We start from the raw sequence: 22628 nt of genomic DNA, 5'->3' as shown, positions 1-22628 counted from the left end.
CGAGCTATCATGGACATTTCCTACCGGATTGCCGTTCGTTACTTTTTTTCGCGTAACAAAAGGAGCTTCATCAGTCTGATCGCACGCATTGCCATGGCTGGTGTGGCCGTGGGGACGATGGCTATGGTAGTGGTATTGTCGGTCTTCAACGGAATGGAAGATCTCAACCGCAAAATTTTCAAGACATTCGACTCGGATGTGCGCATTCTACCCGCGGAAGGCAAGCGGTTTAAAATGACACCGTCGTTGATGAGTGAATTGAAGGCGGTGGATGGTGTGAAGCTGGTGACGAAGGTAGTGGAAGACAATGCGCTGGCCCGATATGGGAACCAGCAAACCATTATCCGCCTGAAAGGCGTCGACAGTACTTTCGAGCAGCAGGGGCAGCTGGATACCGCCATGATCGAGGGTTCGCTGAAACTTATCGGAAATAACGGAACTCCATATGCCGTCATTGCGGAAGGTGTACGGAATGCATTATCGATTTCACTCGAAGATATATTCACCCCGCTGGAACTCCTTTATCCGCGTACGGGCTCCAAAACACTGAACCTGACGTCCCCCGAAGCATTCAATCAGCTCAACCTGCGTCCGGGTGGTGTGTTTTCCATTGAATCGCGCTACGACGATTATATCATCGCCCCCTTAAAGCAGGTAGAAGGCTTGATGGGTTACAATGGGGAACTTTCGGCGCTGGAAGTTTTCATCGGCCCGGGATACACCGAAAAGGATGTGAGCGAAGAGATCGGAGCGAAGCTGGGCAAGGCTTTTGTAGTGAAAGACCGGGATTCGCTGAATGCGGATCTGCTCCGTGCAATAAAAATGGAAAAGCTTTTTGTGGCTGTGACCCTTTCACTGATTATTTTAGTAGCAGCAATCAATATCTTTTTCTCGCTCAGTATGTTAGCGATCGAGAAAAAGAAGGATGTTTCGATGCTGTATGCTATGGGTGCGACGCAGTCGCTGATCCGGAAGATATTTATAGCAGAAGGGGCGATCGTGGCGTTTTCGGGTGCAATTGCGGGGCTTTTGGGCGGAATCACAATTTGCTGGCTTCAAATACGGTACGGATTTGTTTCGATGGGTATGACCACCTCGCTGGTGGATGCTTATCCGGTTAAATTAATTTGGGAAGACATACTCTACACGGGCGTAATTGTCGTTATGATAACTATGGTTGTTTCGTACATCCCGGCCAGAAGGGCCGCAGAGGCGGGTGCGCTGCTGCGTGTATAACCTGGCCCGACAACACCAGAGAATCGTTTATTAACTTATTCAACATTGACTTACTTCCTAGCAATCAATCAGAAAGCGGATATGACCGGTGATCTTAAAAGGCCTTCTTTGAACCGATTGATCTTTACATTTTTTGGCATACTTTCTCTTTCATTCAGCGCTCCGGCCATGGCTGGGGCGGATGCTGACACACTTTACAGAAGAAATCCCGGTACGGTAACCAAGCAGGGGCCTTACCGCCCTGAAAGGACCCGCAAGAACGACATATTATATACCCGGCTCGATGTGCAGCTGGATTGGGTGAAGCAGCAAGTGCCTGCCTCCGCCATATTAAAGTTCAAACCCCATTTTTATCCGCAGAATACCCTCGAACTCGATGCAAAAGGGTTTGAGATAAAGGGCATTTCAATGCTGGATACGACCGCCGAATATGGCGACCTCACCAATGAGGAGATTACAGGAAAAGTTAAAAAGAAGCTTGAATTCACCTACGACAAACGTAAACTGATCATTAAATTAGGTCAGGAATATACCCGCAAAGACACGCTTTTTGTCAAAATCGAGTACATCGCCAAGCCTAACGACGTGCCGAGAGGCAGGGAAGACGACAGCGCTTCCGACAAAGGTCTTTATTTTATCAATGCCGATGGCCTCGACGAAGGCAAACCGCGGCAGGTCTGGACGCAAGGAGAGACGGAGGGCAGTTCCTGCTGGTTCCCGACGATCGACGCGCCGAACCAGAAGTTTACCCAGGACATTTACATTACCGTTGACAGCACTTATAAAACCCTTTCGAACGGCTTGCTCGTGGAGCAACTGGAAGGTAAAAAGGGCACACGCACCGACCATTGGAAGCAGACCAGGCCGCACGCGCCTTATCTCGCCATGATAGCCGTGGGCGATTTTGCGGTGGCTAAGGATATGATGCCGAATGGCCTCGAACTGAGCTATTATGTAGAGCCGAAATACGGTGCCGACGCCCATGCGATCTTCGGGCGCACGCCGGAAATGATGGGTTTCTTCACCAATATCTTCGGCATTGAATATCCGTGGGAGAAATATGCGCAAATTGCCGTGCGGGATTTTGTGGCTGGTGCGATGGAAAATACTACCGCGACGGTTCATGAAGAAGGCGTACAAAACGACGCCCGCTCGTTGGTGGATGGTAACTCCGACGCCGTGATTGCGCACGAGCTAGCCCATCACTGGTTCGGCGATTATGTGACTGCCGAAGAATGGGGCCAATTGCCTTTGAACGAGTCGTTTGCCAACTATGCAGAATACCTTTGGAGCGAATATAACGATGGCCGCTTCGAAGCCGACTGGGGTAATTTGCAGGAAACCAAAGAATACCTGGCCGAATCGGAGACCAAGCAGGTGCCGATGATCCGCTATTTCTATAAAGACCGCGAGAATATGTTCGATGCACATTCCTATGCAAAAGGAGGCCGCATTCTGCATATGCTGCGAGCCCTGGTGGGCGATGATGCCTTTTTTGCCGCATTGCAGCAATATCTCAAATCCCACGCATTTGGTACTGCCGAAATCGACGACCTGCGCATGTCGTTTGAAAAGATTACCGGTCAGGACCTGAACTGGTTCTTCGATCAATGGTTCCATAAGCCGGGGCATCCTGTGTTGAAGATCGATCAGCAATTTGTGCCTGCGCAGGCGAAGGTTGTTTTAAAAGTAAAGCAAACACAGGATACGACGGCGACGACTGTTTATCGCTTGCCGGTGAAAGTGGATGTTTGGGTTTCGGGTAAAAAGAGTCGCTACGACGTGGTAGTTGACAAAGTAACCCAGACGCTTGAATTCCCCGCGGCGAAAAGGCCGGATCTCGTGATATTCGACGCTGATGCAAACCTGCTGGCTGTTGTCGAGCATGACAAGAACAGGCCGGAAATGGAGTTTCAATATGTTCATTCCGACCGTTTTCTGCATAAATACGAAGCATTGGCCTCACTGGAAGGCGCATTGGCTGATACCACGGCCCGGAAAATCCTGGTGAAGGCAATGGACGACCCATTCTGGAAACTACGCCAGATGGCGATCAGTAACTTCGCAGAATATGCGGGAGAAGGCTTTGCAGATATCGAAAAAGTAATTCAGAACCGCGCGCAGACCGACCCGCATCCGCAGGTACGCTCTGAGGCGATCATTACTCTGGCATCTTTTGGCGACAACAACAGCGACCCGATTTTCAAGGCTGCATTGAGCGACAGTTCATATCTGGTAGCATCGGTGGCCATTGAGAAATACCTCATGAGCCAGCCGAATGACGCGGCGGAAATAGCCGCGCAGTTTGAAAATTCCCCTAACGACGCTATTATCACCGCGGTAGGTAACTATTACGCAGGCCTTGCCCAACCCGAGCGGTTCGACTGGTTCCTTACCAAAATGAAGGCTATGAAGCCGAGCGAAAAATATAACTTCCTGCAAGTTTTCGGCAAATATCTGATCAAATCGAAGCAGGACATTCAGCGTAAAAGTATTCCGGTCCTGGAAGGCCTCGCACGCGACAATTCTTCGTATTTCGTCCGTTTCGGCGCATTCCAGGCGCTGGGCCTTCTTACCGACATTCAAGGTGTGACAGCACTCCGGAAAGACATCCGCGCCAAGGAAACCGAACCGAAACTGAAAGAAATGTATAGTCAGTTTGGCGATTTGTAACAATACCACACTTCGGAAAGGGGGGCAGCAAATGACTTTTTTCCTCCTCACCACACCTGACGTTTCAGTACCGTGTCACTGGGGATCGAGATAATAGTCGAGATTTTCCCTGGTAATGATATCGAGCGGCAGGAATTTGATCGCGGGGATTTCCTTTTTGAAAATTAAGTAGTTCGCCAGCTGGTGAATGCCCCAGTAACCTTGTCCGAGCGGATTCTGGTTGATCAGGAAATCGATGATGCCTTTGTTGAGGTATTGCTGGTTGGGGCCGATCAGGTCATAACCGACCAGTTTGATGTCATTCAATGCATTTTTTTCGAGATAAGCGGCTACTTCAAATGCCTTTGAGTTGGTAACGTATACCGCTCCCAGATCAGGATATTGCTTACGTATCTCGTCGAGTTGCTTATCGGGACCCTCTTCTTCCGGAAAGTTGATTTCCTTGCTGATCACCTTGAATGTGCCGTCGAGCTTCTCCCCTTTGAAATAGTCGCGGAAACCTTCTTCCTTGGTGATCAAATGCGCCGAGTTGGAAATGTCCTCATTGACATGCGCCACCAGCACCGTAGCAGGGGAGTGCAGACCAAAACGCAGAATTTTTGCTGCCAGCGACCCGCTTCGGTATGAATCCTGCCCAATGTAGCACAATGGGTGTACGTGTTCGATCTGCGTGTTGAAAAGCACGTAGGGAATGCCCATGTCGGCCCACTCTTTGAAAAACGGCAATGCCTCCTTGTAGAATATCGGTGCAATAAGCAGGCCGTCGGGATGTTCGCGTCCTACTTCCTTGGCCTTAGCGATAAATGAAGTGTCGGAATGCGAATTGAATATGAACTTGGTAATGTGAACGCCGTATTGCCGGAGCTCTTTTTCTGCCTTTTCAAGACCGTTGTGTGGTGCTTCCCAGTAGGAATCGAGGTTGGGGTCGGGGATGAGGGCTGCGAGGTTGAAAGCCCGCTGCGATTTGAGAGATTGGGCAATCAGGTTCGGCTCGTAGTTTAACTCTTTAATGATGGCCAGGATTCGCTCACGTACATCGTCAGCAACTCGGCCGCGATTGTGTAAAACGCGGTCCACTGTGCCTTTGGAGGTCTGTGCCTTTTCCGCTATATCTTTGATTCTGACAATTTTCTTTTTCACACTCGACTATTATTCAGGGATTTTTTACTTCCATTCAGCAAATCTAACAAGTAATTATGAAGATGGGCCAAATAGTGTGTTTCTAGTGGAAGACAACCATACTGAACAAAATTTTTCAAATTTTTTTTAGGATGAATTTGAGATTCTAAATGCTGCTCCTTAGTTTTACCTGACTAAAAACTACTATTTGCGGTAACTATCGTGTACGAACCCGGTGAGTCTTTCCAAATGCGTGCTCGAACACTTTTTTTAAATATTGTTAGGAAAAACCAATTTGGCAACTAATTTTGTAAATAAGATAAGAAAGAAAATTTTATTCTTTAATATTCCTAACCTTTAACCGTTTCAGGAATTCAATCATTGAAATTCCTCTAATCCTAAACCTAAATGAAGCGTACGGCATCGTCTGTACGCTTCTTTGTTTTTTACGCCTGTCTGAATTCGATCGATACGTCATCGCTGTCGACGTACGACGAGCAGGTGAGTATCCAGCCTTCGGCCAGGTCTCGGTCAGTCAGAACCTCGTTTACACTCATATGCACCTTCCCGCTCGTACACACGGCCGCGCACGAGGCGCAGCGCCCGCCCTTGCAGCTGTACGGGAGCTGTATTCCTTCGGCCAGCGCAGCATCCAGCACGGTCGAATGTGCCGGCACGAGAAGGTTGTATGTCGAGCTGCGGAAATCGAGCGTAATGCGATGGGGGTACGAAACGGGGGGCGGTGGAGGCGGGGTGGGAATTACAAAGTTCTCCTTGCGGATCTGTTCGCTCCGGAAGCCCATGAAATGGAGGGTAATGCCCGCCGAACGCATCAGTTCGAACGGCCCGCAAATGAAGAAGCGAGCGTCTTCGCGTTTGAAACGGATGGATTGGTTTACCAACTGTTCGAGCCGTGTGTTGTTGATGCGCCCCTGAATGCCCGCCCAGTCTTCGGTAGGTTGGCTGTGAATGTGGATCACGCGCAACCGATCGGGAAATCGCGCCTGCCATTGGATAATGTCGTTCCAAAAAAGCGTGTTGCGGATGTTCCGGCTGGCGTAAATGAGCGTTACCTGGCTTTCGGTTTCCTGTGTGAGGGTTTGTTTTAATAGTGAAAATAGCGGGGTAATGCCGCTGCCTGCGCCTATGAGCACGATGTCGCGGGCACCTGCATCTTCTTTTTCCAACACAAACCTGCCCGAAGGTGCCAGTACGTTGAATGTGTCGCCCGTTTTCACAAGATCGATCCAGAACCGCGAAATCTCTCCATTAGGCACTCTTTTGACCGTTATAGCAGGGAGTGCATCCACATCCGGCGCTGAACTCATGGAATAGGAGCGGCGTACTTCGTGCCCGTGTATGTCGATGAGGAAGGTAAGGAACTGGCCGGCTTTGTAGTTTAGTGCGCTGCCATCGATTGTTTCGAAAATGAAGGTTTTGGCGTCGTCGGTTTCGCGGATGATTTCGCGGAGTTTTAATAATATCGTATGGTCTGCCATTGCCTAACTGGGATTGGATAATGGTAAAGCGCCATTTGGCTGTTGCTGGTTCCAAAGTGCTTCATATTCGGCCAGAAGCGTCCAGCAATGCGCCTCGCACGTCCAGTGCATGTGTACGAGCGGGGTTGCCGACAGTGTGTAAAGCACCGGATTTTCATAGGCGGTAAGCAACCCTGCTATAAAAAAGTAAAAGCCTTTGAAATCCTTTTCGGTGAATGTTTCAACCGGAATACGTTCCGTTTGCTTTCCGAATCGCATCAGTGACGTCGCTAGCAAAACCCGGTCCATGTAGCTGCTGGTATTTTTCAAAAGGTTTTCGGTGTCGCTGATCAGTTGCGCTTTGACCGATTGCAATGCAGACGGATCGAAGGCCGCAATAAGCCTTGAAACGTGGTAGATGATCAGAGGCGTGCGCGGATATTGATGTGCGCAACGAAAAGGGGCATCGATATACCGGCGCGTTTTGATTACCGAGCGTATATACTCAAAACTGGCCTCATCATGCATATTCAGCGGTAGGTTGTAATGTAAAATGCAATACAGCATATTACTCAGCACGCTCACATCGAACTCTACATACATATTCTTGCCAAACCACGTGGAATAGGCCCGCAGCTGCTGGTATTCAGGATAGGTATTCCTGATCCAGAGTTTGGTACCATTGGCGTGGAGTGTCAGTTTTTGTTTTAACCAAAACAATTCCTCTTGCGAAGGATCGGTGGTGAGATAGGCAAATGCGGTATCGTCGATGTCGTCGGGAATGCGGAAATGCTCGAAGCGGTGAAACCAGCGGCCATTCGGGAAGTGGCGCGAGGGTTTTGTTTTCCAGAAATTGTAGGTTTTCAGACCATCCTTATTTTGAAAGTCGGGGTAATTGGCAGTTACCTGACGGCGGATCGAGTCGATCTGCGACTGGCTTTCAGTGCTGCAATATTTACGAATAGATTGAAGCGTGAATGCGGTGATGGCGGAAAAGAACATCGTCGTGTCGGGCCGCCGGTAGCCGAGCAAGGAATTGGACCGTTGTGCCGGAAACAAACCTTTGGGAAAAAGCGCATTACCGGTCGATTGTAACGCTTCAATGCGGTCGATAAATACTTCCAGCGGTGGCTTCATGCGCCGAAACTAACAAAACGCCTCAAAAAAAGAAACCCTGCCGCGAACCGACAGGGTTTCCATACATATCTTTCAGGCATCAAACGCCTTCTGCAACCACTTCTTTCACATCGGGTACCATGCGGGTGAGCAGGTTTTCGATACCAGCCTTCAATGTGAGGGTCGACGACGGGCAGCCGCTGCAAGAGCCTTGCAAAAGCACTTTCACTACGCCCGAACCTTCATCAAACGAATGGAAGTTGATCGCACCACCGTCCGATTCAACCGCAGGGCGTACATATTGATCCAATGCAGCCTTAATCTTTTGCACGGTATCTGAGTCCCTCGAATCGACGATCAGCGTATTGCTATCGATTGTCTTTTGCTCGAATACCGGATGATTTTCTTCAAAATAGATCTTGATGAACTGCTTTGTATCGCGCAGAACCTCTTCCCATGCGATATCGTCGCCTTTCGTGATGGTAATGAAGTTGCTAGCTATGAATACACGCTTCACGTGCGGGAACTGGAACAGGTCGGCGGCCAGTGGCGATGACTTGCCTTCTTCCAGCGCTGCTTCCAGTGAAGGGTAATCAAAAGAAAGCCCGTCGGGTACCAGCTCGAAATTCAAGACGAACTTCATCGAGTTGGGGTTGGGGCTCAATTCGGTATATACAAAAATAGGTCGTGACAACATTGGATGGTCGATAATGATAGGGTAAAACAACTTTCCGGCTTAGAGAACACCGAATGCGGCCTTTTGGTTTGGTGGCCTCCGCATTAACCAATAAAAAACCCGTCAAACTGGTGTCTGACGGGTTCCTTTACTTCTTTGGGAAGTGCTGTCGTTGCGTTGGATTACGCTTCCGCAGCAGCTTCAACCGCGATCGGTTCGATGTGAACGTAAGATCTGTTTTCACGGGTCTTACGGAACACTACGTTACCATCAACCAATGCGAACAATGTGTGGTCGCGGCCGATACCAACGTTTTTACCTGGGTTGTGCTTGGTTCCACGCTGACGAACCAGGATGTTACCTGCTTTTGCCAACTGGCCACCGAATAGTTTTACGCCAAGACGCTTGCTTTCCGATTCACGTCCGTTTTTCGAGCTACCTACACCTTTCTTATGTGCCATGATATCTTATACTTAAATTGTAATTTCCTGTTTGAACTGATTCCGGCTTCCGCCAGGTGAATTATGCAACGATTTCGTCGATGCTGATTTTGGTCAGATACTGACGGTGACCGTTTTTCACACGGTATCCTTTACGACGTTTCTTTTTGAAAACGATCACTTTCTCACCTTTGAGGTGTTCAAGAACAGTTGCTTTTACAGAAGCACCTGCTACTGTCGGAAGACCTACCTGTACTGTGCCTCCGTTATCAACGAGAAGGACTTTGTCAAATACAAGTGCAGCGTTCACGTCACCTTCAAGCCTATGCGTGAAGATTTCGCGACCCTTTTCAACTTTAAATTGCTGACCTGCGATTTCTACGATTGCGTACATGTTAATAATTATATTAAACTGGATTCAAATTTTGAGGTGCAAAGATAAAAAGAGAGTGGCAGAATCACAATGCATTAGGCGGAATATTCCTCTTTTTTTAATATCTCGCAACTTCCCATGACCGCATTCAGGGTTATACGGTACTTGGTTGTCATGGACAGGGGCAGACAGCATAGGAACTATATGTGTCCGATGTAGTTAAAAATAGGCCAAAAGCTGCCTTTATATGGTTCGGGGGAACTCCCGCGTTTAGACATTGCGCGTAATGGAATGCCTTAACAAAGTTTAACAAGCAGCGCTTTTACTTTTGCCTGATATTCAGGTCTAAGAGATATTAGATTTAGAAAACATGAAAATAAAAGTTAGTTGGTGGGTTTTGGTGGTCCTGTTCCTCACATTGTTCGGGCGCTCCGGTTATGCACGAACAGGGGATGGAGGCAGCACTCAGGGGCAGGGAGGATACCAGGTAGGCGATGCCGTATCGGCCTTCCGTTTGAAAAACACCGATGGAAATATGGTCTCCCTCTCCGATTTCGCCAGTTCGAAGGGCGTAATCGTGGTTTTTACCAGTAATCATTGTCCGTTTGCAAAAGCTTACGAAGACCGGATTATTGCACTGAACGGCAAGTTTGCCGGCCAGGGGTACCCGGTGATAGCAATCAACCCGAGTGACCCCGGGACGCATCAGGACGATACTTTCGAAAAAATGAAGGAGCGTTCTACTGCCAAGCATTATGGTTATCCTTATCTTGTAGACGATACGCAGCAGGTAGCACGGAAATTCGGGGCCGGTCGTACACCGCAGGTATTTGTGTTGCAAAAAAGTGGCACACAATTCGTGGTTCGGTACATGGGTATGATCGACGATAACCCGCAGGACGCCTCCGGTGTGACTAAATTGTACGTCGACGAGGCGGTTACCAATCTTGCAGGGGGAAAACCTGTGGTAACTACCATCACCAAACCGGTGGGCTGCGCCATCAAGTGGAAAAACCAGTGATTTTTGAAGAGACATTACCCTATGACCAGAATTTTAACATTCCTCCTCGCTGTTGCATTCTTATTGCCGGTAACCGCCCGGGCGCAGACTAAAAGCAAAAAATTCTCCAATGAGGGAGAGTTCACAAGCAACTGCGAAGGCCCTGCCGTAGACGAAGACGGGAATGTCTACGCCGTCAACTTCGCACGGGACGGTACGATCGCCCAGATCAGCAAAAAGGGCAATGCGAGTTTTTTCGTGACTTTGCCCAAAGGCAGCACGGGCAATGGCATCCGGTTTGTAAACAAAAACACATTTTACGTGGCCGATTTCACAGGCCATAATATCCTGAAAGTGGATATGATCACCAAAGATGTTTCCGTTTTTGCCAACGAGCCGAAAATGAACCAACCGAACGATCTGGCGGTAACTGCCTCCGGCCATATTTTTGCCTCCGATCCGAACTGGAAAGAGGGTACCGGACAAATCTGGCACATTACGCCCGAAGGAAAAGTGAGCCTGGCTTTTGGAAATATGGGAACCACCAACGGCATCGACATAAGCCCCGACGAAAAGAAATTGTACGTTAACGAAAGTGTCCAGCGAAATGTATGGGCGTTCGACTTGGCGCCGGACGGCACATTGTCCAATAAAAAATTACTGCATCATTTTGAGGACGGCGGCATGGATGGCATGCGCTGCGATGTGCATGGTAATCTCTACATTGCACGTCACGGCAAAGGCGAGGTAGCCGTGCTTTCGCCCGAAGGAAAAGTGATCCATACCATTCACACAATCGGAAAGAAAGTATCGAATATCTGTTTCGGAGGTAAGAATGGCAAAACATGCTACATTACGTTGCAGGATCGGGGTTGTCTGGAGACTTTCAAGGCCAAAACTGTCGGCAGGGAATGGGCAATGATGAAAGCATTCACAGCCAATAATAAAAAGTGATCTTCCATTAAAAGTAACCTTTCTTTAATTTAAATCCAGCCGGTGTTGTTGGAGTTCTGAGTTGTTTTATATTAACTTTGTATTTCAAAGTACTTTAAAACAAACTTAAACAATGCTGAGAAACCTGGTCAACTATCTGGAGAGCAATTTGAAAGTGGCACTCCTTGCATTTGTTTCTGTCGCGGCGATGGCGCTATTATCTGTCAGGATTGTCCTGGAAAGCTGGAATTTCATTTTTCTGGCCTGGAACCTGTTCCTTGCGTGGGTACCGCTGCTATTCATTAAATGGGTTTGGGAAACGGAAAAGCGCCGGCAGGTGCCGTTCGGTCTTTTGATGATCTATTTAGCGGTTTGGCTGCTGTTTTTCCCCAACGCCCCCTACATCATCACGGATTTGAAGCACCTTCGTTTTGTACCGGAAAACATGATCTGGTACGACGCATTGATGATATTCACATTCTCCCTGGCAGGTTTCATGACCGGCCTTTACAGCATCCGCATTGTCCACCGCATTATTGCTCATCGCTGGAATGAACGCCTGGCATGGTTTGCGATCCTGAATTCGATGGTACTGAGCGGTTTCGGGATCTTCCTGGGGCGTTACGGCCGCTGGAACAGCTGGGACATCGTCACGCAGCCGGGGGCACTCGCGAAGGGCATCTACCACAGCATGAGGGACCCGCTGGCGATCAAACACACTATTACGTTTTCGTTCGTGCTCATGTTGTTGTACTTTGCGTTCCATATTTTTGCCGAATTGAAACAACATGAACGGACCCATCGATATTCTTAAAGCCGTCCGAAGCTTCCGTTATGCAGGTGCGGGGATTTACAGCCTGTTCCGTTACGAAAACAATGCGCGTATTCACCTGATAGCCTGCGTGGTAGTTGCCATTGCAGGCATATTTTTCCATATCTCGGCTACCGAATGGTGCATTATAGTGATCCAGATTGCACTGGTGTGGGCAGCGGAGGCATTTAATACCGCTATTGAAAAGCTGGCCGACCTCGTTTCGGCCGATTATCATCCGGTCATTAAAGTAGTGAAAGATACCGCAGCCGCCGGCGTGTTGCTGCTGGCCATTTCGGCGGTCATAGTGGGAGGAATTGTATTTATCCCAAAAATCCTGCTGCTCTTTTAGTATCGCAAGTGACTATTTCTGACAAATACTGACTGACATTACATTTATACGCTTATGAACCCGAATCAGGATTCTTTGCACACCTTGAACGAAATCCGCAACCTGATGGAGCGGTCGTCCAAGTTCTTATCTCTTAGCGGTTTGAGCGGCGTATTTGCCGGTGTTTTCGCGCTCATCGGAGCCGGTGTCGCATACATTCGCTTCAAAACGGACTGGCTGGCCGAGATCCTGATCCCGCTCGGAACTTACAAAGGGCATTCACGTGCCGATGTGATCGGGTTCCTGCTCGTCGACGGCGTTTGTGTGCTGGTGTTCTCGCTGGCGGTTTGCATTATCCTTACAGTCCGCAGAGGCCGCAAAAAAGGCCTGACTGTATGGAATGGCAGCTCGAAGCGCCTGCTGATCGCCATGCTGATCCCCTTGATGACCGGCGGTATATTTTGTCTCGCGATGCTGCATTACGGCTTCGTTTGGCTGGTTTTTCCTGTGACGCTGCTGTTTTACGGCCTGGCGCTGGTGAATGCAAGCCGCTTTACCTACCCGGAAGTGTTTTATATGGGTATTTCTGAAATCGGTATCGGCTGCATTGCGCTGTTCCTGACGGGGTATTCGTTGATATTTTGGGGGATAGGCTTCGGTCTTTTGCATATCGTTTACGGCCTCACCATGTACAATCGCTACGAAAGAGAGAAGCTGCCAGGCGGCGAGCTGCCAGACGGTGAGGTTCCAGGCGACCGTCGCAGCGGCGACCGTCGCATCGGCGGAAAATCGGGCTTTGTAGTGGTACTGCTTTTGGTTGTCACGGGCTCGGTTTGTTCGGCGCAAGGGCAGGTGGCGTCGGACAGTACTGCCTCAAAAGCGAGAAAATGGTACGATAAGGAAACCATTTATTGGAGAAATGGGAATAGTTTTGTCAAAAATAATATCGTTTATAGTGGGCAGAAGGCATTAAGGAACGAATTTATGGTTTCGCCGGAAGGCCTCGGCCTTTACCTGAAATCCAGAAGAACGCGCAGCATTGGCCTGGTCATATCGCTGGCTGGCTCCGCGGGCTCTATCATCTCGTTGCTCACCGGCAATCGCGACAATCTGAAAACCTTTTTCTGGGTGTCGGTAGGAACAGGCCTTGTGGGCTCGGGATTTACGATGGCCGCCAATAATCAACGCGACCAGGCTGTGTGGCTCCGCAACCGCGATGCTATGCTGTTTCTGGAAGCCAATCAATAAAACTCGACGTCCGCGTCACAGGGAACCTGTAATGGAGTGGTTAGAAAAGTTTAATAAGGTATTCGAAAGCAAGATCAGGCTTGGGCTTATGTCCGTGCTCGTGGTAAACGATTCTCTCAGTTTTAATGAACTGAAAGAGCTTTTACAGCTTACCGACGGCAACCTCGCCTCGCATTTGAAAGCTTTGGAAGAGATCAAATACATTGAATTTCAGAAGCAGTTCAACGGCCGAAAGCCGCTTACGACCTACAAGGCTACCGACGGCGGGCATAAGGCATTTGCGGAACATTTACAGGTGTTGGAGAATATGATCAGGCAGAATTTGTGATAGGGAGGAAAGGGAATAGGGAGGAACGAAAAAGAAACAGGGTGCTACTTTTGGAAGCACCCTGTTTCTTTTATCGTGGACTAACTTTTATTACTTCACAGGCACTGAGAATCCAACCTTATCCCATTGGAAATCCAAAGAATTATCCTTCACGGTGAAGGTCAGTTTTTCCTGGGAAGCTGGGTAATTCTTGTTGGGAACAGTGATGTGCGCTACGTCTTTGCTTTTGTACTCGTCATATTTGTACGCACCCCATTGGCCAAGCTGGCTGTTCAGAATAATGGTCCATTCTTTCTCGTTAGGTGTGGCGAAGAGGGTATAAGTGCCTGCTTTGATCGCCTTTCCGCCGAATGTAGCGTCTTTTTTGAAAGTAATCGTGGTAGCGCTGTCAGCACCGATACGCCATGGTTTGCCGTATGGTTCGAGACTGCCGCTTCCAGCTTTGCCAAACAATACACGGCCTTTTTTAGAAGGTTGGCCGTATCTGACGCTTAAATTCTTGCCGTCGGCGGTTACGTGCGGGCTTTGCGCGGATGCCCAGGTGAATGCGATCAGGGTCAGGAAAAGCGATAACAATGTGGTTTTCATAAGGCGTGTAGATTTTGTAATTGATTGGTGGTTTTTGAAATACAAGGCAGCAAGTAAAGCATTCGCAAGTTGCGAATCAAGCGGGTTGTAGCCAAATTTGGCGGATTAGCTACTCCGTTAACAGAGATTAACATTTGAGCCGTTAAAACCGTGTTTTCGGGTATTTCAGTTTATATTTGAATAATGACTTCTGAAACAAACCCATCCGTTAGAACCCGTTTTTTCGACACCAAGATCGAATTCCTGAAAGGCGTGGGGCCGCAAAAAGCCGCCTTGCTCAATCAGGAGCTAAATATTTTCACATTTGGCGATCTTATCCAGCATTATCCTTTCCGGCACGAGGACCGCAGTGTTTTCCACAAGCTAAGTGAGCTGAACGAACAGATGACCGCCGCGCAGGTAAAAGGACGTTTGCGCGATTTTGTGTTGATAGGAGAAGGTAATAAGAAAAGGCTCGTTGGCCAGTTTCAGGATGGAACGGGCTATTTGGAGCTTGTGTGGTTCCAGAGCATTTCCTGGTATGAGAAGTGGCTGAAACGAGGTGGGGAATATATCGTTTACGGAAACCCCGTGCTTTTCGGCGGAAAGTGGAGCATTACCCACCCGGAAATAGAGGTGCTGACGCAGGAAAACGCGACGGCAGGCTATTGGCAGCCGATTTATCCGCTTACTGAAAAACTGCGCAAGAAGTTTCTGGACAGCAAGGCGATCAGCAAGATGGTGCGGAGTCTGCTGGAAATCTCGCACACGCACATTCGCGAGACATTGCCCGAGCCGCTCACCCAAAAATATCGGCTGATTTCCAAGGCACAGGCGCTCTGGCATTTCCACTTGCCGCAGGATGCGAGGACATTGCACCAGGCTCAGCGACGCCTGAAATTCGAGGAGCTGTTCTACAACCAGTTCCGGCTGATCAAAAACAAGCTGCTGCATAAGACTGAATATCCGGGGCTGATATTTGATAAGACTTTGCTGGTAAAGGAGTTTTACGAGCAGCATTTGCCTTTCAAACTCACAGGCGCACAGATACGTGTGTTGCACGAGATCCACGAAGACCTGAAAACCGGAAAGCAAATGAACCGCCTCCTGCAAGGGGACGTGGGGTCCGGAAAGACGATCGTGGCATTCATTACGATGCTTTTTGCATTGGATAACGACGCCCAGGCCTGTCTGATGGCGCCGACAGAAATCCTGACCGACCAGCATTACCAGGGCCTCAAAAAGTTTGCGGACCTGCTCGGGATTACTATTGCGAAGCTCACAGGTTCTACCAAAAAGAAGGAGCGGGACGTCATTCACCGTGAGCTGCTGAATGGCACATTGCATATCATTGTCGGTACCCATGCGCTGATCGAGGATGCGGTGCAGTTCAAAAACCTCGGCCTTTGCATTATCGATGAGCAGCATCGGTTCGGCGTAGCGCAACGTGCCAAGCTTTGGGCTAAAAACAAGCACATTAACCCGCATATGCTCGTGATGACGGCCACACCCATCCCGCGCACGCTCGCGATGACGCTGTACGGCGATCTCGATATTTCGGCTATTAATGAGCTGCCCGCCGGCCGCAAGCCTATTAAAACAGTGCACCGTTTTGATAAGCACAGGCTTTCGGTTTTCGGTTTTTTGAAAGAAGAAATTGCGAAGGGACGGCAGGTTTATATGGTGTATCCGCTGATCGAAGAGTCCGAAAAAATGGATTTGAAGGATTTAATGGATGGTTATGAAAGCGTCGCAAGGGCATTTCCCGGCGTGCCGCTGAGTATTGTGCACGGTAAAATGCGTTCGCAGGACAAGGATTTCGAAATGGGCCGTTTCGTGCGCGGCGAAACGAAGATCATGGTTGCGACGACGGTCATCGAAGTGGGTGTGAATGTCCCGAATGCATCGGTGATGGTGATCGAGAATGCGGAGCGCTTCGGGCTGTCGCAATTGCACCAGCTGCGCGGAAGGGTAGGGCGAGGTGCTGAGCAGTCGTATTGTATTCTAATGACCGATTACAAGCTCAGCAAGGATACCAAGCTGCGTATCGAAACCATGTGCCGTACCAACGACGGTTTTGAAATAGCGGAAGTGGATTTGCAATTACGCGGCCCCGGCGATATTTCAGGAACGCAGCAAAGCGGATTGGTGGATTTATTGGTAGCCAACCTGGCCCAGGACGGGGAGATATTGAAGGCTGCGCGCGCCTCCGCGGAGGAGATCCTTACAGCCGATCCCGACCTACTCCAGCCGGTTTACCAACCTATCCGCAGCCATCTTGAAAACCTGCGCAAGGAAGAAACCAACTGGAGTCGGATCAGTTAATCAAGGTTTTATTTCACGGATCTCATTGGCGAACTCATAAGTCTGCGGGCGCGTCACGTGCAATGCTGCACCGAGCGAGGTTGCGTAAGGCAGATCGGACACGTAAACTTTGTGGTTTGGATAATTCCGGGCCAGGAGCTTAGTGAATATTTCGTTCCGGGCAAATCCGCCGTCTACATAAATAGCATGCACATCGTTGACATTCACCAGATTCAGTGAAACGAATAGCAACTCGGCCAGTCCTTTTATTAAATGATGGTATGCGGCTTCTGCCGAACCAAAAGCGCTGATCTGCCATTCCTGCGTATTTGGCTCAGGGAAAGGACCATTGCCGGTCATACAGGCAGTATAAAATTTAGGTGTATCCTGTTTGAGAATCTCGTCGTCAAGCGCTACTTTTTTGTAGAAATCGGGTGCTACCTGGAAGTATTCAGCAATGCGTGCCACCTGGTAATCGTGTTCGCGACCCATGAACAGGCGTGACGCGGTAACGCCGCTGCCCTCGGGGGTCAGGTAATTCATACAGTCGCGTTCGAGCTGGTAGGAAGTCAGCGGTTTCGATGCGAATGAGTTGAAGTTGATGCACCAGGTGCCGGTCGAAAGCAGTACGAACGGCTTTTTAACGGCCATGCGGTAAGGTATCAATGCCGAAGAACTATCGTGCAAGCCGAAGCCCGATTGAATACCCTTGTCGCCATGGCGGTAAATGAACGACGACGACGCCAGTACCGGCGCCAATTTCTTATGAATGGCTTCCTGCTTCACCCACTCGTGGTAATCCCACATTTCGAAGCTCCACAATGCGGTATGGCAGCCCAGCGACGTATAATCGCTCACTTTGCGGCCGGTAAGCAGGTACAGGATGTATTGCGGTAAATGTAAAGTCGTGGCGATCTGGCTGTAAATCTCCGGTTTGGTATGTTTGAGCCAGTACAGCTGCATACCCGAGTTGAGCATGCCCATTGCCGGTGAGCCGGTTTGCAGCGAAATGCGCGTGGGGTCGCCGTAGGTGCTGTAAAATTCCTTTAAAAGATCTTCCGGGAACGGTTTGAGGTACGAATACAGAGGGGTAAGCGGCCGGTTTGCGGCATCCAGGTGTACCAGGCTTGCACCGTAGCCAGCTACATTCACTGCCTTAATGTCGAATTCCGGATTGGCCAGAAGTTCCGCCCAGCGGTCCTGAACCCATTTGGTCAACAATTCACAATCTTCGGTAGGGAAGCCGTCTTCGTCAACTGTTTCTGGGAGGGATTCTGAAAACTCATGAACGATATCATACTTTTCGTTGAAAAGTACATACTTCTTATTGGTCCTGCCAATATCAAAAACGGCTGTTACTTTCATTACTGGAATATCACTTTTTTACCCGGAAATGTATTTTTTCGGTCAATATAGTGACTTTACGTTAAAACCAATACCCTTATTTATTCTTTTAAAATCTTTGTAAAAAACCACAAAGTGCAGGATACTTTCAGACTGATTTTTCCAGTATCGGGCGGAACACTTTTGTCCATCTTTTGTAACCTTCCTCATTCATATGCAGGCTGTCGCTCACGAAGATAGTGCCGTCGGGCCGACCGTTTTTGAGCATCACGGGCCACACGTCGATGTAGTGGTGGTTCTTGTCCTTCCTAATGAAATCCTGAATGAGTTTGTTAGCCTTGATCACATCCTCGCGCTTCGCCCAGCGCGACGGCGAGGGTTTCAGCGACACACCGTAAATACGGACTTCGGGTTGCTTGTCGCGGAGCTTTTTCACGAGCGTCACGTACGCGTCGCGCACCTGCTCGGGCGACTTCGGTTTTTTGCCGAACATGTCGTTCTCGCAATAGATCACGATTGTCTTTGGCTTGTATTTGGAAATTGCACGATCCGAATAATAGATCACTTCGGGCAATGTAGAACCTCCGAAACCGCGGTTAATAATGGGAAGTGGCGCGAGGTCGTTCACTGCATTCGGCCATTTGGTAAATGAAGAGCTGCCTGTGAAAACTATCCCACCGGGCGCCGGCATATGTTCCACGTCTTTTTTCTCGAATTCCTTAATGGCATTTTCCGACCGGGTAATGTCGTAATCGGGCTCCCACGGTCCGGCGAGGTTGGTTGTTTGTGGTTTATGGCAAGCGCTGAGTGCAGCGAAAAGGACAATCAGAAAATGTTTTTTCATTATAAATAGAAAGTGGATATGGCCTTAAAAGCCATATCCACGGGGGTTTTAATGTGTTTGGATTTAACTATTTCAAAGCGGCGCTAGTCTTTCAAAAAATAGCGCAAGCCAAGCCCTACACTGGGAAGCGTGATAGACGGGCTGAAACCGTAATTCAATTGGTTGCTGTGGGAACGGGCGCCCGTGGCGCGTTCCTGCGTATTTCGCCGGGTAAATTGCACTGCTACCGGCTGTGCAAATCCGATGGAAGCCGTGAGCCACCAACGCTCGTCCAGGCGGTAATAAGCGCCGGCCGACACGCCTAGCGACAGCGAAAAAGCATGGCTTTTGACGTCCCAGCTATAATTTTCATTATTTTCTCGTTGCTTCCCATATAGATAGGATAGGTCGGGTCCAAGACTTGCGAATACGCCGACCTTATCATTAAAGTGTTTGTAAAACTGCCAGGCATGTCCCACTCCGAATCCCACGCTGCTTATTCCGCTAATGGTGGTCGTTTCGCCGCTATTGTCGGTTAGATAGCCCTTTCCGGCGCGAAGCGATGTGCTCAGGTTCCATACATTAGCGCGTGTGTTGGATTTGAACCGGCCAATGCCGGTGGAAACATTGTAACCATAACTATGTGTAGCTTTCGAGATATCCGGATTGGTATTGTTAAAATCGAGCGAAAGGCTACCGGTAAGAAACCGTTTGCCCTCATATTGAGCGAATGCCCCGCCAGATACGCAGGTCAGCACAGCCAGGACCAAAAATGTAATGTTTTTCATAGCGGTGAGCTTATTTGGGTTGTAAATACCAGGCTGCCCTGATTCCGAAGTATTGTGAGATTGACGACGTCACGCCTGCATTCAAATTGAACTGATTCTGGTCCCGAAAGCTTACGTAGTTTGCTGAAAGCGAAAGCACGTTGAAATCCGATTCGAGAGCAAAACGCGGGGTAACCCAGAACACCACTCCGGGATTGATATACACACCTCCCGAATAGCCATTATCGTACTTAGTTCCGCCTTCCATCGGCATTTTGGAACGCAGGTAGGCAAGGTTGACACCTGAATGCAGATACAGTGCCCATTTAGGGCTGATAGGCTTATATTTCCGTATAAAAGGAGTCAGGTTCACCGCAAGTGAGTTACCACTGTTCCGCCCACTCGAGCCGGGATAATCGTAGGAAGTCTTGAAAAAGGCATGTGAAGTCGAAAGCCGCAAACCGAACATGAAATTGTCCCGCGTAAACCAGCCGGTTTGCAGCGAAGGATAAATATTGGTCACACTGCTTTTGGATTCCGATTCATTCGGTGCCTCATTTTTCATGTTGTTCCCATTGGCGGTTATTGTCGTACCCCAATGGACAGTCCCTTTCTGCAACTGCGCCTCCGCGCTTCCTGCCAGCAACAACATCCCCGGCAGTAACAATAGAAAAAGTTTTTTCATGGTCCGTAAAATTAGTTTGGAGACCTAATTTACACACCATAATGTAACCACCTAATTATTTAGGTTTATTTAACAAAAAGAGGCAGCCAATGCGCTGGCTGCCTCTAAAAATTACCGATACCAAATTTAACCTAACAGTCTTTAATGTTTTTTATGCCGCCTAGAATACCCCTTGCCAATGGCCCTGGCGATAGTATTGTAATAATCTCTGTTGCATCAGGTAATCATATTTTGCCTGAATAGCGATGCCTTGTGCCTGTGCGAGTTTGGCTTTGGAAAGGGTGTATTCAAAGATGCTTGATACCCCAGCATTGAACTTGCTTTCGACCACCGCGAATGCCGCTCCCAGCGATTCGACCTGTCCTTCGGCCGCCGTATGTTTATCGGCCATGGCATTCAGGTTCAATACGGCTGTCTCGATGGCCTGGCGGAGTTGCTGGTTGGTAATGTCCAGCGTGTTTTGCGCCTGGCGCTCCTGTACTTTGGCTAGCTCGATGCGTGGCCGGGTTACCCAGCGGCCCATGATCGGGATATTCAGGCCAAGGTTCACGTATCCGTTACGCGTCGCATTCAACTGTTTGAAATAGTCGAGGTTGTCGTTGGTCGAAGCATAGAACGCCCGCACATTGGTACTGAGGTTCAGCGACGGGATATTCAGTGCTTTGATCGACTTGACCAGGTACTTGTAACTTTGCCGGTTGAGCTCCGCGCTGCGGATTTCCGGGAACGATTTGGAAGCATTTTCATAGAGTTCCGATGCATTGGCAGCGGCGGGTGCTATGCTTTCCTTAGGTAGTAAAGGTTCAAATTCTACATTGTCGTCGGGTGTGATATTCATCCGCTGAAACAATGCAAGCCTCGCTGTACGATAATTGCTGAGTGCAGTTACCTGTAAGAATTTGTCGTTTGCAAATTGGGCCTTAATCTCAGCCAGCAAGTTGTTTCCGGCAGTTCCGGCGTCGACTTGCTTTTGTACCTTATCAACCTGCTGCTGCGACGATGCGACCTGCTGGTCGGCCGCTTCGAGCAATGCCTTGGTAGCGAGCACATTCACATAGCCTTGCATGAGGAGAATGGTTTGTGCATTCAATACGGCGGTGCGGTTCTCCATCGCCGATTCTTTGAGCAATGTGCCCTGGCGCGTTTGGTTTGCAAGCTTGCCACCCTGGAAAACCGGCATTTGAAAACCGGTGCTGATCGAATTGTAGCTGTAAAGCTGATCTATATACGCATTGGTGTATTGGTCTATACTCCGGCCGAGGTTAAGGCTTTGATCTGCGGTAATGTAGATCTGCGGGAAAATTTGTGACTTTGTCTGCCGCAGCTGGGCTTGTGCTGCTTCTGCCTGTAATGTTCCCTGCTGGTAAATAAGGTTGTTTTTTGCCAGCAGGTCGACGCAGTCGGCCAGGCCCAGTTTGGTTTGCGCCTGCCCGAGCAAAGGCAGGAGGCAGAAAAGTAAAATAAAACGTTTCATGGCTAATAGATTGAGTTAGGTTATGCCAACCAGCCGTCCTTCAACCGTACGATGCGGTTGCCGTAACTGGCATTCGTCTCCGAGTGGGTTACCTGAACGATGGTGACTTTGTCTTCCTGGTTAAGTTTTTGAAATAATTCCATGATCTCGATCGCCTGCTCCGAATGCAGGTTACCGGTCGGTTCGTCGGCGAAAATCACTTTCGGGTTATGCACGATCGCCCGGGCAACGCCTACAAGCTGCTGCTGGCCGCCCGAAAGCTGGTGTGGGAACAGATCCTTTTTCGCTACCATATTGAAGCGGTCGAGCAGTTCCGCAACGCGGCTTTTACGCTCTGACGACGACGTGCCTTTGTACAAAAGCGGTGTTTCGATGTTTTCATAAACCGTCAGTTCGTCGATCAGGTGATAGGCCTGGAACACAAAACCGATGTGGTGACGGTGCAATTCAGTGCGTTTCTTTTCGGTCAATTTCTGAACCGGTTCGTCGAGAAAAAGGTACTCGCCTTCGGAGGGTTCTTCGAGCAAGCCAAGTATATGTAACAGGGTGGATTTACCCGAGCCCGAGGGACCCATGATCGAAATAAACTCCCCTTCTTTAATGTTCAAATCAATGTGGCGCAACACGTATGTTTTGCCAAAACCTGCCGGGTAATATTTGGATATCTTTTCTAACTGGATCATAAAAAATTGGGAGTTTGAGATTTGGTATGTAATTACGGACAACCTGTTTTAAAAACAAATGCTTACATCCGCATCTCTTATGCCAGTCCTATTTTAAAAAGCCTTGCCAGAAGAGTAATTGGTTGATTTTCATATGGTTTTGAATTGATGCGAATATGGGCGCGTCCGATACCGTACAAAATGTGTACGCAATCGGACGCGGTTGCGAAAACTTTGCAA

The 22628-nt window shown here is 49.0% G+C and carries 22 protein-coding genes; 9 read left to right on the top strand and 13 right to left on the bottom strand.

Annotated elements, in window-relative coordinates:
- Positions 1-9: 9 nt before the first annotated feature.
- Together IEY24_RS16345 and IEY24_RS16340 are read left to right on the top strand one after the other, a co-directional pair.
- Positions 10-1236: an FtsX-like permease family protein gene (locus tag IEY24_RS16345; RefSeq protein WP_188933937.1), complete on the top strand. Its 1227-nt coding sequence runs from the start codon at positions 10-12 to the stop codon at positions 1234-1236.
- Between the two features lie 45 nt (positions 1237-1281).
- On the top strand, positions 1282-3909 hold the full coding sequence (locus tag IEY24_RS16340) for a M1 family aminopeptidase (protein ID WP_229222430.1): 2628 nt from the start codon (positions 1282-1284) through the stop codon (positions 3907-3909).
- A gap of 75 nt (positions 3910-3984) precedes the next feature.
- Here the strand turns inward: IEY24_RS16340 and IEY24_RS16335 are convergent, their stop codons facing one another.
- From IEY24_RS16335 to rplU, 6 genes are all read right to left on the bottom strand, one after another.
- Positions 3985-5049 (bottom strand): LacI family DNA-binding transcriptional regulator, encoded by a 1065-nt coding sequence (locus IEY24_RS16335; RefSeq protein WP_188933935.1) that lies wholly within the window; start codon positions 5047-5049, stop codon positions 3985-3987.
- 425 nt (positions 5050-5474) lie between these two features.
- A complete protein-coding gene (locus tag IEY24_RS16330) occupies positions 5475-6527 on the bottom strand; it encodes a ferredoxin--NADP reductase (RefSeq protein WP_188933933.1) in 1053 nt (350 codons plus the stop codon).
- Between the two features lie 3 nt (positions 6528-6530).
- Positions 6531-7643 carry a hypothetical protein gene (locus IEY24_RS16325; protein WP_188933932.1) on the bottom strand — a complete coding sequence of 371 codons (1113 nt, stop codon included), beginning with the start codon at positions 7641-7643 and terminating at the stop codon, positions 6531-6533.
- Positions 7644-7722: 79 nt separating this feature from the next.
- Entirely contained in the window at positions 7723-8319 is a 597-nt protein-coding gene (locus tag IEY24_RS16320; RefSeq protein ID WP_188933930.1) for a NifU family protein, read from the bottom strand.
- Between the two features lie 161 nt (positions 8320-8480).
- Entirely contained in the window at positions 8481-8759 is a 279-nt protein-coding gene (rpmA, locus tag IEY24_RS16315) for a 50S ribosomal protein L27 (protein WP_015814325.1), read from the bottom strand.
- A gap of 61 nt (positions 8760-8820) precedes the next feature.
- On the bottom strand, positions 8821-9132 hold the full coding sequence (rplU, locus tag IEY24_RS16310; RefSeq protein ID WP_015814326.1) for a 50S ribosomal protein L21: 312 nt from the start codon (positions 9130-9132) through the stop codon (positions 8821-8823).
- Positions 9133-9481: 349 nt separating this feature from the next.
- On the opposite strand from rplU, the gene IEY24_RS16305 reads away from it, so the two are divergent.
- The 6 genes from IEY24_RS16305 (at position 9482) to IEY24_RS16280 (ending at position 13762) form a co-directional block, all read left to right on the top strand.
- Entirely contained in the window at positions 9482-10132 is a 651-nt protein-coding gene (locus tag IEY24_RS16305; protein ID WP_188933928.1) for a thioredoxin family protein, read from the top strand.
- Positions 10133-10153: 21 nt separating this feature from the next.
- Positions 10154-11065, top strand: a complete 912-nt coding sequence (locus IEY24_RS16300; protein ID WP_188933926.1) for an SMP-30/gluconolactonase/LRE family protein — start codon at positions 10154-10156, stop codon at positions 11063-11065.
- A 112-nt stretch (positions 11066-11177) separates the two neighbouring features.
- Positions 11178-11858 (top strand): DUF1361 domain-containing protein, encoded by a 681-nt coding sequence (locus IEY24_RS16295; protein WP_188933925.1) that lies wholly within the window; start codon positions 11178-11180, stop codon positions 11856-11858.
- Positions 11833-12207, top strand: coding sequence for a diacylglycerol kinase family protein (locus IEY24_RS16290; RefSeq protein ID WP_188933923.1), 375 nt, complete (start codon positions 11833-11835; stop codon positions 12205-12207). Before IEY24_RS16295 ends, IEY24_RS16290 begins: the two co-directional genes overlap by 26 nt.
- A 54-nt stretch (positions 12208-12261) precedes the next feature.
- Positions 12262-13434, top strand: coding sequence for a hypothetical protein (locus tag IEY24_RS33015; RefSeq protein ID WP_188933921.1), 1173 nt, complete (start codon positions 12262-12264; stop codon positions 13432-13434).
- A 31-nt stretch (positions 13435-13465) separates the two neighbouring features.
- Positions 13466-13762: a winged helix-turn-helix domain-containing protein gene (locus IEY24_RS16280; protein WP_188933919.1), complete on the top strand. Its 297-nt coding sequence runs from the start codon at positions 13466-13468 to the stop codon at positions 13760-13762.
- A 90-nt stretch (positions 13763-13852) separates the two neighbouring features.
- On the opposite strand, the gene IEY24_RS16275 is transcribed toward IEY24_RS16280, so the two are convergent.
- A complete protein-coding gene (locus IEY24_RS16275; protein ID WP_188933917.1) occupies positions 13853-14350 on the bottom strand; it encodes a DUF2911 domain-containing protein in 498 nt (165 codons plus the stop codon).
- Between the two features lie 183 nt (positions 14351-14533).
- Here IEY24_RS16275 and recG point away from each other — a divergent pair, with 183 nt between their 5' ends.
- Entirely contained in the window at positions 14534-16654 is a 2121-nt protein-coding gene (gene recG, locus IEY24_RS16270) for an ATP-dependent DNA helicase RecG (RefSeq protein WP_188933915.1), read from the top strand.
- Here recG and IEY24_RS16265 read toward each other — a convergent pair whose 3' ends face one another.
- From IEY24_RS16265 to IEY24_RS16240, 6 genes are all read right to left on the bottom strand, one after another.
- A complete protein-coding gene (locus IEY24_RS16265; RefSeq protein ID WP_188933913.1) occupies positions 16655-17998 on the bottom strand; it encodes an FGGY-family carbohydrate kinase in 1344 nt (447 codons plus the stop codon).
- 127 nt (positions 17999-18125) lie between these two features.
- Entirely contained in the window at positions 18126-18821 is a 696-nt protein-coding gene (locus IEY24_RS16260) for a GDSL-type esterase/lipase family protein (RefSeq protein ID WP_188933912.1), read from the bottom strand.
- 83 nt (positions 18822-18904) lie between these two features.
- Positions 18905-19588: an outer membrane beta-barrel protein gene (locus tag IEY24_RS16255; RefSeq protein WP_188933911.1), complete on the bottom strand. Its 684-nt coding sequence runs from the start codon at positions 19586-19588 to the stop codon at positions 18905-18907.
- Between the two features lie 10 nt (positions 19589-19598).
- The gene (locus IEY24_RS16250; RefSeq protein WP_188933910.1) at positions 19599-20252 is read right to left on the bottom strand and encodes a hypothetical protein; all 654 of its coding nucleotides are present in this window, start codon (positions 20250-20252) and stop codon (positions 19599-19601) included.
- Between the two features lie 160 nt (positions 20253-20412).
- Positions 20413-21726, bottom strand: a complete 1314-nt coding sequence (locus IEY24_RS16245) for a TolC family protein (RefSeq protein ID WP_188933908.1) — start codon at positions 21724-21726, stop codon at positions 20413-20415.
- 20 nt (positions 21727-21746) lie between these two features.
- Entirely contained in the window at positions 21747-22409 is a 663-nt protein-coding gene (locus tag IEY24_RS16240) for an ABC transporter ATP-binding protein (RefSeq protein WP_188933906.1), read from the bottom strand.
- Positions 22410-22628 lie beyond the last annotated feature (219 nt).

The organism is Dyadobacter endophyticus (assembly GCF_014641595.1).
In the GTDB taxonomy this organism is placed as follows: domain Bacteria; phylum Bacteroidota; class Bacteroidia; order Cytophagales; family Spirosomataceae; genus Dyadobacter; species Dyadobacter endophyticus.
Note: the sequence above shows the minus strand (reverse complement) of the source record. Positions and strands in the feature narration are given on the sequence as shown.

Coding starts and splice junctions, on each gene's coding strand:
- IEY24_RS16345 (WP_188933937.1), top strand. CDS start 10: ATGGACATTTCCTACCGGATTGCCGTTCGTTACTTTTTTTCGCGTAAC.
- IEY24_RS16330 (WP_188933933.1), bottom strand. CDS start 6,527: ATGGCAGACCATACGATATTATTAAAACTCCGCGAAATCATCCGCGAA.
- IEY24_RS16325 (WP_188933932.1), bottom strand. CDS start 7,643: ATGAAGCCACCGCTGGAAGTATTTATCGACCGCATTGAAGCGTTACAA.
- IEY24_RS16320 (WP_188933930.1), bottom strand. CDS start 8,319: ATGTTGTCACGACCTATTTTTGTATATACCGAATTGAGCCCCAACCCC.
- rpmA (WP_015814325.1), bottom strand. CDS start 8,759: ATGGCACATAAGAAAGGTGTAGGTAGCTCGAAAAACGGACGTGAATCG.
- rplU (WP_015814326.1), bottom strand. CDS start 9,132: ATGTACGCAATCGTAGAAATCGCAGGTCAGCAATTTAAAGTTGAAAAG.
- IEY24_RS16305 (WP_188933928.1), top strand. CDS start 9,482: ATGAAAATAAAAGTTAGTTGGTGGGTTTTGGTGGTCCTGTTCCTCACA.
- IEY24_RS16300 (WP_188933926.1), top strand. CDS start 10,154: ATGACCAGAATTTTAACATTCCTCCTCGCTGTTGCATTCTTATTGCCG.
- IEY24_RS16295 (WP_188933925.1), top strand. CDS start 11,178: ATGCTGAGAAACCTGGTCAACTATCTGGAGAGCAATTTGAAAGTGGCA.
- IEY24_RS16290 (WP_188933923.1), top strand. CDS start 11,833: ATGAACGGACCCATCGATATTCTTAAAGCCGTCCGAAGCTTCCGTTAT.
- IEY24_RS33015 (WP_188933921.1), top strand. CDS start 12,262: ATGAACCCGAATCAGGATTCTTTGCACACCTTGAACGAAATCCGCAAC.
- IEY24_RS16280 (WP_188933919.1), top strand. CDS start 13,466: ATGGAGTGGTTAGAAAAGTTTAATAAGGTATTCGAAAGCAAGATCAGG.
- IEY24_RS16275 (WP_188933917.1), bottom strand. CDS start 14,350: ATGAAAACCACATTGTTATCGCTTTTCCTGACCCTGATCGCATTCACC.
- recG (WP_188933915.1), top strand. CDS start 14,534: ATGACTTCTGAAACAAACCCATCCGTTAGAACCCGTTTTTTCGACACC.
- IEY24_RS16265 (WP_188933913.1), bottom strand. CDS start 17,998: ATGAAAGTAACAGCCGTTTTTGATATTGGCAGGACCAATAAGAAGTAT.
- IEY24_RS16260 (WP_188933912.1), bottom strand. CDS start 18,821: ATGAAAAAACATTTTCTGATTGTCCTTTTCGCTGCACTCAGCGCTTGC.
- IEY24_RS16255 (WP_188933911.1), bottom strand. CDS start 19,588: ATGAAAAACATTACATTTTTGGTCCTGGCTGTGCTGACCTGCGTATCT.
- IEY24_RS16250 (WP_188933910.1), bottom strand. CDS start 20,252: ATGAAAAAACTTTTTCTATTGTTACTGCCGGGGATGTTGTTGCTGGCA.
- IEY24_RS16245 (WP_188933908.1), bottom strand. CDS start 21,726: ATGAAACGTTTTATTTTACTTTTCTGCCTCCTGCCTTTGCTCGGGCAG.
- IEY24_RS16240 (WP_188933906.1), bottom strand. CDS start 22,409: ATGATCCAGTTAGAAAAGATATCCAAATATTACCCGGCAGGTTTTGGC.